Origin of the sequence: Martelella alba (assembly GCF_006516955.1) — a bacterium.
Taxonomy (GTDB): domain Bacteria; phylum Pseudomonadota; class Alphaproteobacteria; order Rhizobiales; family Rhizobiaceae; genus Martelella; species Martelella alba.
The window spans coordinates 15,440-28,158 of sequence record NZ_VHLG01000013.1 but is presented as its reverse complement, the minus strand read 5'-3'; the positions used below and the strand labels follow the sequence as shown (position 1 = coordinate 28,158).

At 58.6% G+C, this 12,719-nt stretch carries 10 protein-coding genes; 7 read left to right on the top strand and 3 right to left on the bottom strand.

The genetic code is table 11. The features are described 5' to 3' along the window. Window positions 1-56 precede the first annotated feature (56 nt). A complete protein-coding gene (cysP, locus tag FJU08_RS17735) occupies window positions 57-1,055 on the bottom strand; it encodes a thiosulfate ABC transporter substrate-binding protein CysP (RefSeq protein ID WP_141150382.1) in 999 nt (332 codons plus the stop codon). Window positions 1,056-1,107: 52 nt separating this feature from the next. On the opposite strand from cysP, the gene FJU08_RS22825 reads away from it, so the two are divergent. Beyond that, a complete protein-coding gene (locus FJU08_RS22825) occupies window positions 1,108-1,272 on the top strand; it encodes a hypothetical protein (protein WP_181409906.1) in 165 nt (54 codons plus the stop codon). A gap of 17 nt (window positions 1,273-1,289) precedes the next feature. Here the strand turns inward: FJU08_RS22825 and bglB are convergent, their stop codons facing one another. Together bglB and FJU08_RS17725 are read right to left on the bottom strand one after the other, a co-directional pair. Further along, window positions 1,290-2,408: a beta-galactosidase BglB gene (gene bglB, locus FJU08_RS17730; protein ID WP_141150381.1), complete on the bottom strand. Its 1,119-nt coding sequence runs from the start codon at window positions 2,406-2,408 to the stop codon at window positions 1,290-1,292. Window positions 2,409-2,735: 327 nt separating this feature from the next. Continuing rightward, complete coding sequence (locus tag FJU08_RS17725; protein WP_141150380.1) at window positions 2,736-3,743, bottom strand: LacI family DNA-binding transcriptional regulator; 1,008 nt, start codon at window positions 3,741-3,743, stop codon at window positions 2,736-2,738. 305 nt (window positions 3,744-4,048) lie between these two features. On the opposite strand from FJU08_RS17725, the gene FJU08_RS17720 reads away from it, so the two are divergent. From FJU08_RS17720 to FJU08_RS17695, 6 genes are all read left to right on the top strand, one after another. Further along, window positions 4,049-5,338 (top strand): ABC transporter substrate-binding protein, encoded by a 1,290-nt coding sequence (locus tag FJU08_RS17720; protein WP_141150379.1) that lies wholly within the window; start codon window positions 4,049-4,051, stop codon window positions 5,336-5,338. Window positions 5,339-5,414: 76 nt separating this feature from the next. Continuing rightward, on the top strand, window positions 5,415-6,296 hold the full coding sequence (locus FJU08_RS17715; RefSeq protein WP_141150378.1) for a carbohydrate ABC transporter permease: 882 nt from the start codon (window positions 5,415-5,417) through the stop codon (window positions 6,294-6,296). A gap of 10 nt (window positions 6,297-6,306) precedes the next feature. Continuing rightward, complete coding sequence (locus tag FJU08_RS17710; RefSeq protein WP_141150377.1) at window positions 6,307-7,146, top strand: carbohydrate ABC transporter permease; 840 nt, start codon at window positions 6,307-6,309, stop codon at window positions 7,144-7,146. Window positions 7,147-7,169: 23 nt separating this feature from the next. Continuing rightward, the gene (locus FJU08_RS17705; RefSeq protein ID WP_141150376.1) at window positions 7,170-8,264 is read left to right on the top strand and encodes an ABC transporter ATP-binding protein; all 1,095 of its coding nucleotides are present in this window, start codon (window positions 7,170-7,172) and stop codon (window positions 8,262-8,264) included. 85 nt (window positions 8,265-8,349) lie between these two features. Further along, on the top strand, window positions 8,350-10,290 hold the full coding sequence (locus tag FJU08_RS17700) for a heparinase II/III domain-containing protein (protein ID WP_141150375.1): 1,941 nt from the start codon (window positions 8,350-8,352) through the stop codon (window positions 10,288-10,290). Window positions 10,291-10,371: 81 nt separating this feature from the next. After that, a complete protein-coding gene (locus tag FJU08_RS17695) occupies window positions 10,372-12,609 on the top strand; it encodes a glycoside hydrolase family 2 protein (protein WP_141150374.1) in 2,238 nt (745 codons plus the stop codon). Window positions 12,610-12,719: the final 110 nt, after the last annotated feature.

The window sequence follows — 12,719 nt, the reverse complement described above, 5'->3', positions numbered from 1 at the left end:
CCATCGGAGACAATCTGTCTGCGGGATGGCGGCGGGCCGCCATCTCCCCGGCAGTGTTATTTTGCCAGAAGCTGGTCCAGCACGCCGCCATCGGCGAAGTGGGTTTCATTGGCCTTTTCCCAGCCGCCGAAGACATCCTCGACGGTGACAAGCTTCACATCCGGGAACTTGTCGGCATATTTTGCCACCACTTCCGGGTTATGGACACGGTTGTTGAAGGAGGCGAGGATCTCCTGACCGGGCTCGCTGTAGAGATATTCGAGATAGGCCTTGGAAATCTCTTCCGTGCCGCGTTCCTTGGCAACCTTGTCGACAACGGCGACCGGGAATTCGGCGAGCAGCGACATGGACGGCACGACGCGTTCATATTCGTCCTCGCCATATTGCTTGCGGATATTTTCCACTTCGGCCTCGAAGGTGATCAGCACGTCGCCGATGCCGCGTTCGACAAAGGTCGTGGTGGCGCCGCGCCCGCCCGTATCGAAGACCGCGACATTGCCAAGCATCTTGGCAACGAAATCGCGCGCCTTGGCGTCATCGCCGCCATTCTGCTCCAGCGCATAGGCGAAGGCAGCGAGATAGGTATAGCGGGCATTGCCGGAAGTTTTCGGGTTGGGGAATACGAGCTGAACATCGTCGCGGGCGAGGTCGCTCCAGTCCTTGATACCTTTGGGATTGCCCTTGCGCACCAGAAAGGCCGGCAGCGAATAGTAGGGTGAAGCATTGTTCGGCAGCGCCTGCTGCCAGTCCTTGGCGACAAAGCCGTTATCGGCCAGAACCTGAACGTCAAGCACCTGGTTGAAGGTGACGAGATCGGCCTTTAGCCCCTGCATGATGGCGCGGGCCTGCTTGGAGGAACCGGCATGCGACTGCTTGATCGTCACATCCTGTCCGGTCTCTCCCTTCCAGTATTCGGCGAAGGCCGGGTTGATCGTCGCGTAGAGTTCGCGCGCAATATCGTAGGAAACATTGAGAATTTCCACCTGATCGTCGGCCCGGGCGGGCGCGATCATCAAGAGGGCGGCGCCGATGGCGGCGAGGAGGGTCTTTTTCATCGATGAACCGATCTGTTGGCTGTCCTAAAACAGCCACAATCTAGAAAAGTCGATGATTGCAACCAAGAAAACGTTTCGCCAGGAAGCTGATTGGAAGAAAAATTTAATTCAATCTTTGGCGGAAATTCGCGTTTTATGCTCTGCACTACGTTTTTGCAGTGCGGAAACCTGTCTTACAGACCGGCATGGTGCTGGCCAGCCTGATCCGATGCAATGACGAAAAGGTGGCAAGCCTCAGATGAAGACGCGCAGATATTCAGAAAGGCAAAACATTGCCATCGCTTGCCCGTAGGGCATCGAGGTTCGCCTGATCTGCCGGTAATAGTCGAGATCGGCGCCCATGGCGGTTCCAAAGGAGACGTTTTTCAGCTCTCCGTCCTTATCGATATTGGCGACCACGGCGCGAACCGCCTTTTCGGCCGTCTCGCGATAGTCCTCGCTCAAGAGCCGCATTCGGACCCCTTTCATCAGGCCGTAAGCGAAACCGGCTGTGGCCGAGGTTTCGACATAGCTTGACGGATCATCGAGCAGCGTGTGCCAAAGGCCGCTGCCATCCTGCATGTCCCTCAGCGTTTTGGCCTGTCGGGTGAAGGTCGAGACAAGGTGGCGGCGGATGGGATCGTTTTCCGCCGGCTGCAATAGATCAAGAAACTCCGGAATGGCGATGGTGATCCAGGAATTACCGCGCGCCCACAGCGCCCTGGCGAAGTTGTGGTTCCCGTCAAATGTCCAGCCGTGATACCAGAGGCCCGTGGCCCGGTCGGCGAGATAGTGGGTGTGGATCAGAAACTGGTATTTCGCTTCCTCGATATAGTCCGGACGGTTTAGCACCTGGCCGATCTTGGTCAGCGGCAGCACGCTCATCATCAGCGTGTCATCCCACATCTGCTGATCGTTGACGTTGTCATAGACGATGTGCTGGATGCCATCCTCGCGGGTCTTCGGCATGTCATGCATGACCCATTCGGCCCATGTTTCCAAATAGGGTTTCCAAACCGGATCAGGGTTCTGCTCGTAAAGAAAGGCCAGCGTCAGGAAAGGCGCGACGGTGTTGACATTCTTCGTCGGCGTCCCTTCGGCGAGGCGGGCCGAAAACCAGTCGGTGATGATTTCGAAGGCGGCCTTGTTACCGGTCAGCTGCCAGTATTTGAACAGGCCGTAAAGGCCGATGCCGTGGGTCCATTCCCATCCGGCCCAGCCCTTGGTGTCAATCACCCTTCCATCTTCCAGGCGCAGCAGAAACGCCCCGCTCCTGTCCTCGATGTGAATGAGATTGTCGGCGAGCCGATCGATCAGGCCGCAAACCTCCTTGCGGGTGATGAAGTGCTCTTTTTGACGCAGAAGCGGGTCCATACCCAATCCGGCCCCCCAAACCCAAAAAAAAATGAAATTCAATTCTGTTTTTATGTGATCACGAATTGAAACGACGCGCAACCGATTTCCGCGATGACTGTCGAATTGATTTTTGATTATTTTTCAGGTATTTAAGCGTTCATTCCAAAAGCTTTGACATACAGTATTTCCTTCCCGCTGTTCCGCTTCGATGAAGCGAAAAAGGCGGATTACGTCGCCGCACTGAGGCAAGAGGCCGGTGAGGCCTCGCAGACGCTGGCTATCTCGGCTGAGTACGGGCATACCGCTCAGCCGGGGTGCAACGGCGTGCAGCAGAAGACGACATCGTCAATGCCCGGCTGAAACCTTGCGCTGGGTTGAATCGCGGATGATCAGCGCCGGTTCGAGAACCAGGTCATCCGGCGGGGGAAGATCCTCGATCAGCGCCATGATTTTCTTCATCACCACCTCGCCGGTTGCCTGGCTGCAGACATCAACCGTGGTCAGCGGCGGTGAGACGTAGCGGCTGATCGGAATATTGTCGATGCCGGCAAAGGCCACGTCGTCCGGTACCTTGAAGCCAAGGGCCGTGGCCTCGCTCATCACGCCGATGGCGACGAGATCATTGCAGCCGATGATGACTTCCGGCCGGTCGGGGCGCAGCAGGATCCGCGCGGCCGCCCGTTCACCGGCCTCGCTTGTCGGCTCTTCGACATCAAACACCATCAGCTTGGCGCCCGCAGGCTCGAGCACGCGCCGCAGGCCATGCAGACGTTCGACATTCCAGGCGGCCCGGGAATATCCGACATAGCCGAAGCGGGTGAACCCCTGGCGGACAAGATAATTAGCAAGGAGAGCCGCAACCTCGACACTGTCCGTCCCGACGGTCATGACGTTCTGGTGTTCGGGCTGGCCGAGAAAGGCAACCGGCTTGTCGAGACCGGCAAGCCAGTCAGCCACTTCAGTGGGAATGCGTGCACTGACGATCAGCCCGTCGGTGCGTGGCGTCAGGGCCTCAAGCAGGGGCCGCGCTGCGGCAATGCTTTCCTCCATATCCACGACAAAGAGATTATAGCCATTGGCCAGCGCCACCCGGTTCGCGCCCTTCACCACATTGGCATAATGCGGATTGGCGATATCCATCACGGCAAGCCCGATCGCCGTCGTACGTCCCGTCACCATGGAGCGGGCCAGCGGGTTCTGGCTATAGCCAAGCGTGTCGATTGCCAGACGCAGCTTGTCTTCGACAGGCTTGGAAAAGGATTGCTGGCCGTTGACATATTTCGACACGGTCGCGATCGACACGCCAGCCTTGGCGGCGACATCCCGGATCGTGGCTCTTCTTGGGCGACTCATGTGAGGTAAACGCTTTCCTTAATTTGAATCAATTTCTTCCAGGCCGGGAGATGGTGCGAAGCTGCAACTGGCGTGAAAAGACAGAGAAATCGCATAGTCGATCCAAATTCGCGATCTGGTTGTCAAAATCTACCACAAAATGTGTTCGCAGGCACCAGAATATTTTAGTTAAACGTTTTCTTGATTCAGGAAACAAACTGTGTCTATAGTCGATGCGTCCAATTACAGGACACCCCGCCGAGGATCGCGAATCGAACGCATTCTGGAGGCGTGCGGGGTAGAACGTCGCTTTGAGGAGGATTCCGATGAGAATCATTGGCGCGCTGGTTTCCGCAGCGCTGGTAAGTACGGCCATGGCTTCCACGGCCTATGCCGCCGACACAATCAATGTCTGGATGCGTTATGGCGATGCCGAACGGCCGACCATTGAACGTATCATTGATGGTTTTACGGCCGAAACGGGCATCAAGGTTGATCTGTTTCTGGCCAATATCGATTTTGAGACGCGGCTTGCCCGCGCGGCTGCAGGCGGGGATCTACCGGACCTGATCATCAATGACGCCACGTCCATGGGGCAGCTTCAGGACATGGGTATCGTCAAACAGATCGACCGTGCTTCGGTCAAGGGCGGTGATCAGCTGCATGATATCGCATGGCAGAGCGTCGAGGCTCCCGATGGCAGCTATTACGGCGTGCCGACATCGGCGCAGGCCTTTGCCGTGTTCATCCGCAAGGACTGGCGCGAGAAGCTTGGCTATGACGTGCCGAAAACCTGGGACGACCTCTATAATCTGGCCAAGGCCTTTACCGAAGATGACCCCGATGGCGACGGCAAGGCTGACACCTATGGTTATGTCATGCCGCTTTCGTCTACGCGCGGCTATACCGCCTGGTTCATGTCGGATCTGATCTGGCAAGCTGGCGGCTCATTCCTTGAAAAACAGGGCGATGGCTACAAGGCGTCACTAGCCACACCGGAAACCGCAAAGGCGATCGATTTCGCCCGCAAGATGATCTGCGATGGCTATGCCCAGCCTGCGGCCATCACCTCCACCACGGGCGACGCGACGCCGGTCTTTTCCTCCGGTCAGGCAGGCATCTATCGCTCCGGCCCCTATCATATTGCCGCCTTCGTCCGCGAACCGGGCCGTGACAAGTTCGAAGTTGTCGCCCCGCCATCCGGTCCTGCCGGCCAGGCAGAGCTGGCAGAAGGCGAAGCCGCCTTCATCATGTCCACCTCCGAGCATGCCGCCGAGGCGCAGCAGTTCATCGAATATCTGATCTCGCCCGAAGGGCAGGAAACCGGCATGGCCGCCGGGACCGGCGACAACGCCATCGTGCGTCTCTCGGTCAACAAGAATGTCGACGTGACCAAGATCCAGCCCGATCCGGCCTGGGGCACCTTTGCCGATCTCTACGGCACGACGGCCCGTTATTTCCCGCGGGTTCCCAACTGGAAGCCGATCCGTCAGGCAGCATCTGACGGGCTCAACACCATCCTGTCGAGCTGCAGCTCAGATGTGATGTCCGGTCTTGAAGATACCGACAAGCTGATTGATGCCGAGCTTTCAAGCCAGGGCGTGCTTGCGAAATAAGCTTCAACCGCGCCGGTAAGGCACCGGCATCATCTTTAGCATGAGATGCCGGTGCCTGCCATGACAGGAGGAACACATGCGTGTTCAATCAAAAAACGCCCGATGGCTCATTCCGTGGCTGTTTCTGGCGCCTGCCCTGATCGTCTTCACCTGGTTCAAGTTCATCCCCATCATCAAGGGGCTGATCATGAGCTTTTACAAGGTCAAGTTCGTCGGAGCGGACCAATGGGTGGGGCTGGCCAATTTCGAGCGTGCCTTTTCCGATACGGCGCTGCATGCGGCCGTGCTCAACACCCTGATTTACGTGGTTACGACAACGCTGGTCGGCGGCATCTTCGCTTTCGCCGTGGCGCTGGCGCTTGAAGGCCAGGCCCGCCATATCCGCCTGATCCGCACGGCAATCTTCTTCCCGGCCGTCACCTCGATCGCCGTTCTCGCCGAAATCTGGCGCATTCTGTTCTATCCCGGCGCCACTGGTGTCGTGAACCAGCTGATTGGCGTCTTTGGCGTGGCGCCGCAGGGCTTCATGTCCAATCCCGATCAGGCGCTTTATGTCGTCATCCTGCTGCAGATCTGGAAGAACGTCCCCTACAACATGGTGATCTTTATCGCAGGCCTCGCCGGCATCAATCGCGAGCTTTACGATGCGGCGGCCGTTGATGGCGCAAGTGCCTTCCGCAAGCTGTGGCACGTCACCATTCCGGGCCTGGTTCCGGCCTTCTCCGTGGTCATCATGCTGTCTCTCATCCGCGGTTTCCGCGTCTTCACCGAGATCTACACCACGACCGGCGGCGGCCCTGCCAATGCGACCGAGGTCATCATGACCAGCATCTTCAAAACCGGTTTCGAGAAATTCGATTACGGCTATGCCGCAGCGGTTTCCTTCATGCTGTTTGCCTTCACCGTGTGCCTGACCATCCTGCATGTCACCGTGAAGAACCGCATCGACAGGACGTAAGGAGGATCCGATGAAAATCACGCTTCCGCAAATGATCGCGCGCGGCATCGTCTATGCACTGCTGGTCATTGTCTTCTGCGGTCCCTTCTGGGGCATTCTGGCCACGGCCTTCACCAAGAATACGGTTCAGCCCGGACAGCTGGTGCTCTGGCCAAGTGAGCCGACCCTCGACCACTTCGCCTATGCCTGGACCAAGGTCAGGGTGTGGGTCTATCTGTTCAATTCGCTCTTTGTCGTCATCATCGGCACGGTGTTGCAGACACTGGTGAGCGCCCTTGCCGCCTATGCATTGGCGCGCAAGAAATTCCGTGGGGCCGCGATCGTCAGCCTGGCGATCTTGTCGACAATGATGCTGCCGGATGAGGTGATTGCGATCCCGCTCTACCTGATCCTGCATGCCAAGCTGCCGGTTCTGCACACCACGCTCTACAACACCTATGCGGCGATGATCCTGCCGGTGGTTGGCTGGGCCTTCTCGGTCTTCCTGCTGACGGAATTCATGAAGGCGATCCCGCGCGATCTGGAGGATGCCGCCCGTGTCGACGGCGCCAACGAATTCCAGATCTTCTGGCGGGTGGTTCTGCCGCTGGTCAAGCCGGCGCTCGGCACGGCAACGATCTTCGGCTTCCTGATGATCTGGGATCAGTATCTGCTGCCGCTGATCGCCGTCGATGATCGCAATCTCTACACATTGCCGGTGGTGCTGCGCTCGCTGCGCGTCGACGAAATCATGCAGCAGAACATCTTCATCGCCGTCACGGTTATCGCCACGGTGCCCTGCATCGTCGTCTATCTCCTGCTTCAGAAACAGTTCAACCGCGGGCTGATGTCCGGCGCGGTCAAGGGTTAAAGCGAAAGGTTCGGGTTAAGACCATGGGTTCAGTAAGCCTTAGCAACGTCAACAAATCCTTCGGCGCGGTCGATGTCATCCACGACGTGTCGCTGGAAATCGAAGATGGCGAATTCTGCGTCCTGATCGGCCCTTCAGGGTCGGGCAAGTCAACACTGTTACGCATTATCGCCGGTCTGGAAGAGGTCACGAGCGGTGTCGTCTCGATTGCCGGGAAGGATGTGACCGATCTGCCACCCAAACAGCGTGATATCGCGATGGTGTTCCAGACCTATGCGCTCTATCCGCAGATGACGGTGGCGGAAAATATGGGCTTCGCACTGAAGCTTGCCGGCATGCCGAAGGTGGAAATTGCGGAGAAGGTCAAGCAGACGGCGCGCATGCTCGAACTGGAGCCGCTGCTTGAACGCCTGCCCAAGGCGCTTTCCGGCGGCCAGCGCCAGCGCGTCTCGATGGGCCGGGCGATCGTCCGCGATCCGTCGGTTTTCCTGTTCGACGAGCCGCTGTCGAACCTTGATGCCAAGCTACGCGTTCAGGTGCGCGGCGAGATCGCCGATCTGCACAAGCGCCTCGGCACCACGTCGATCTATGTCACCCACGATCAGGTCGAAGCGATGACGCTTGGTCAGAAGATCGTCGTGCTGCGCGATGGCCGCGTCGAGCAGGCCGGTCCGCCGCTGAAGCTCTACGATGATCCGGTCAATACCTTTGTCGCGAGTTTCCTCGGCACCCCGTCGATCAATCTGATCGCGGCGAAGGTCGAGGGTGCGAATGGTGAAGCTGCAGCCCGGCTGGCCGACGGCACGCTGCTACCGCTCGGTTCGGGTCATGCCTTCGCTCCGGGTCAGCAGATCCTCTACGGAATCCGGCCCGAACATGTCCGTGTGTTTGAGGGACGAACGGAAGATGGCATCGGCGCCACCATCCACGCAGTCGAAAATACCGGCTCCGACATGGTCATCCTGTCGGACGCGGACGGCTTCCGGATGACGGCGGCGTTCAAGGAGCAGCGCCCGCTTGCCACCGGCCAGGACATTACCATCGTTCCCGATCCGTCAAAGGTGCGTGTTTTTGATGCTGAGAGCGGAAAACGCATTCGCCGCAGCGAAGACAGCTGAGACGCGAAGAGAAGAAATGAAACAGATGCGCAGCTGCCGGCCGGCATGCCGGTGGCCTGTGCCAGAATGTGGAAAATTGTAAGCCATGTTTAACGAAGCGTTTAAGGTCGAACAGCTTCTCGAAGGCTTGAAGCAAAGGCCGGACTGGAGACCCTTTCCCGATATCGAAGAGCGGGCGCGCTGGGACGCGATCGCTACCGATCCGAACCTTGCTCTTCCTGTGAAAGGCATTCTGGCGGTTGCCGACAGTATTCTGGACGAGGAAATCGATCCTCTGACCGGCTCCATGTACATGAATTTCATGACCAATGGAGACCGCGTCTTCTACGAGGAGAATTATTTCCGGCGACGCTATGAACTCTCCCATCTCGTCATGGCCGAATGTCTGACGGCGAAGGGCACCTATCTCGCCAAAATCATCGACTATCTCTGGGAAATCCTTGGTGAAGTCAGCTGGTGCGTGCCGGCGCATAATTTCGCCGGTCAGCATGACATGGTGATGTTCAAGGCTGCCAACCCCTGGAAAGCGGATGATCCGCTGCCGGTTCCCGGCGATGACTATCTCGACCTCTTCGCCTGCGAGACGGCGGCAACGCTTGCAGAAAGCTGCTATCTGCTGAAGAGCCTGCTGCTCGAGACGGTTCCCTCGCTCTATTATCGCATCCATAGCGAGATTGACCGCCGGGTGCTGAGCCTCCTGGAAGGTCCGAAGCTTTACGGCTGGTATCTTGGCCGCAACAACTGGACCGCCTGGTGCTCGCACAATCTGCTCTTGACCGCCTGCTATATCGTCGATGATCCGCAGCGGCTGGCCAGCATCGCGCTGAAACTGATGGTACCGATGCAGCGTTTCTTCGACACAATCGAACCGTCAGGGGCGTGTATCGAGGGACCCGGCTACTGGGTCGTCAGCGCCGGCCGGCTTGCCGGTTTCGTCAGCCTGGTTCAGGAGCGTTTCGGCATCGATCTGAAACCCGGTGAGAACCAGAAATTCCGCAATTTCGGCGAACATATCCTGCCGCTCAACATCGGCAGCAACCTGTTCGTCAATTTCGCCGATGGCGGCCTGAAGATCGATCTCGATCAGGGCCTGATCAGCCGCTACGCGCAGCTGATCGGTTCTGCCCAGCTTGCCAGTCTGGTGCGCGAGGATGTCGACCGGATCGCTGCCCGCAAGATCGCCAGTCCCGGCCGCGCGCGTGGCCGCAACGACTATGCCCGCCAGTTTCTGGTTCATCTGACACGGCTGTTGTACTGGACGCCGGACAAGGCAGCGATTTCGCCGCGGGTCTGCGAAAAAAGCGTCTTCCTTGCCGATATGCAGATGCTGATTGCCCGCTCGGACACGGCCCCCGGCAAGGGGCTCATGCTGAGCGCGATTGCTGGCAGCAACGATCCGCATGTCAATCACCACTCCCACAATGACGTCGGCCATTTCAGCGTCTGTCTCGACGGCGAGCCGCTGCTGATCGATCTCGGTCAGGGCGCCTATTCCCGTGCAACCTTTACCGAAACCCGCTACGATATGTGGCATATCAGTTCCAGGGGACATAATGTTCCTGCCGTCAACGGCATGCTGCAATTTGCCGGCGTCGGGGCGGAGGCACGTGATGTCGTCTATCGCCATGAAGGCGCGAAGAGCCTTCTGTCGCTTGATGCCAGCCCTGCCTATTTCCGTGAACCGCGCGATAATCGCTTCTTCCGCCAGATCAGCTTCGACCATCAGGCGGCAACCATCGATATCCGCGATGAAATCACGCTTGGCGAACCGCTGACGGGCTTTCAATTGCCGCTCAATGTCTCGGACCGCGAAATCATCGTCAACGCAGACGGCAACTGCCGGATTGTGGGGCGAGAAAGCGGATTACTGATCAGGCCCGACAATCTGAAAGTCACCGGCGTCGACCCGGTCGAGATCACCGATCCGCGTCATCTGGAAGTCTGGGGACCCCGGGTCTTCACGATCCGTCTTGAGGCCATTGACCTCAGCCATCCGGTCTTTGGGCTGAAGATCAGCATCGTCTGAGGCTTTCGAAGACCATTCTTGCCCGGCCGGTTCCTCCCGACCGGCCGGGCGCTTCAATGATCCGCTCCGCAAGGTGAACCAATGCGCAAAACTGTCTCTTTCAACCGGGATTGGACCTTCTCGCCCGGCTTTCATGCCGCCGCAGCCGGCACGGATTGCCAGGGCACAGCCGTGACCCTGCCGCATAATGCGGTCGACCTGCCCTTTTCCTATCTCGACGAGACGTCGTACTGGAAGGCATTCACTTATCAGAAGCGTTTCACGGCAGATGCAGACTGGGCGGGCCGGGAAGTGGTGCTGGTCTTTGACGGTGCCATGGCCAATAGTGTGGTCTATCTGAATGGCGTTGAGATCGCAGCGCATCCGGATGGCTATACGCCCTTCGAGGCTCGGCTGACGGAGCACCTCACCGAGGGGGAGAACCTCTTGACCGTCAAGGTCGACGGCTCGGAAAACAAGGCGATCCCGCCTTTCGGCGCGCGGATCGATTATCTCACCTATGCCGGGATTTACCGCGATGTCTGGCTGGAGGTCCGGGCACCGGTATCGATCGCCAATTGCAAGGTTGAGACACCGGATGTTCTGGCACCGTCGAAACACGTTCACCTGGCGGTTGAACTCGCCAATCCGCAGGCATACGCGCTGGACGGCGCAAGGCTGCATGCTGTGATCGAGACCATGGCGGGCGAGGCAATTGCCACTGGGGCCGTGCCGGTCTCTGGTGAAAAGGTGACGCTGGATTTTGACGGACTTGATGATGTGGCGCTCTGGGATATCGACAGCCCGGTGCTTTACTGCGTCGCCCTGAAGCTGACGACGGCAGCCGGTGACGACGAAAGGACCGTGCGCTTTGGCTTCCGCGATATCGCCTTCACGCCTGAAGGTTTCAGCCTGAACGGCAGACCGTTGAAACTGCGCGGGCTCAATCGCCATCAGTCCTTCCCTTACGTCGGCTATGCGCTCGGCCGCGCGGCCCAGATCCGCGATGCGGAAATCCTGAAGCATGAACTGAAACTCAATATCGTCCGCACCTCGCATTATCCGCAGTCCAGCTGGTTTCTCGACCGCTGTGATGAGATCGGCCTGCTGGTGTTCGAGGAAATCCCCGGCTGGCAGCATGTCGGCGACGATGCCTGGCAGGCGGCGGCGGTGGACAATGTTGCCGCCATGATCCGGCGCGACTGGAACCACCCCTCGATCATCATCTGGGGCGTGCGCATCAATGAAAGCCGTGACGTGCATGACTTCTACACCGAAACCAACCGTGTCGCCCATGCGCTGGACAGCACCCGTCCGACCACCGGCGTGCGCTGCATCACCGACAGCGAGCTTCTGGAAGACGTCTATTCAATGAATGATTTCATCCTCAATATGGAGGAAATCAGCGGCCAGCGACCGCGCACAGCGCTCAGGCCACGCCGTGAAGTGACGGGGCTGGACCGGCCGGTGCCCTATCTGATCACCGAGTTCAACGGCCATATGTATCCGACCAAGGTTTATGATCAGGAACAGCGGCAGGCAGAACATGTCACCCGCCACCTCGAAGTGCTCGACGCCGCCTATGGTGATCCGGAAATTTCAGGCGCGATCGGCTGGTGTGCCTTCGACTACAACACCCACAAGGATTTCGGCTCCGGCGACCGGATCTGCCATCACGGCGTCATGGATATGAATCGCGAGCCGAAATTCGCAGCCTATGTCTATGCCAGCCAATGCGACCCGCAAGAGGGTGTCACGCTGATGCCGGTGACCTACTGGACGCGCGGCGACCGCAATCATGGCGGTGTTCTGCCGCTGATCATCCTGACCAATTGCGATGAGGTGGAACTTGATTTCGCCGGTCATCCGCCGCGCCGGTTCAAGCCGGACCGCGCGCTTTACAAGCATCTGCCGCATGCGCCGGTGATCATCCGCCGCGAGGATTATCCCGGTCCGGAATTCGGACATTGGGGCATGGGCTGGCAGGATGTGACCTTCACCGGCTATGTCGATGGTGCGCCGGTCAAGACGGCCCGCTATATATCCAACCCGCTGCCAAACGAACTGTCGTTGACACCCGATGCACCGGCCATCGGCGAAGATGATTGCGTCCGGGTGATGGTGCGGGTGCTGGATCAGGCCGGCAACAAGCTGCCCTATCTGTTCGAACCGATCTCGATTGCCGTTGAGGGACCGGGCACGCTTGCCGGTCCCGCACAAAGATCGCTGAATGGCGGGGCTACGGGCTTCTGGGTCACGGCATGTGGTGCCGGCACCATCACGCTTTCCGTCACCCATGCAAGCCTTGGCACAAGGCGGGTCACGGTAACAGCTGGCTAGACCATAAGCCAAGGCCGCCTGTCGGTCCTGAAGCACCGATCTGTTTCAATCAGATCGGTGCACTATCCAGTTGTTTTTGCCGCATGATCTTGTCGATCTTCACTTCGCTC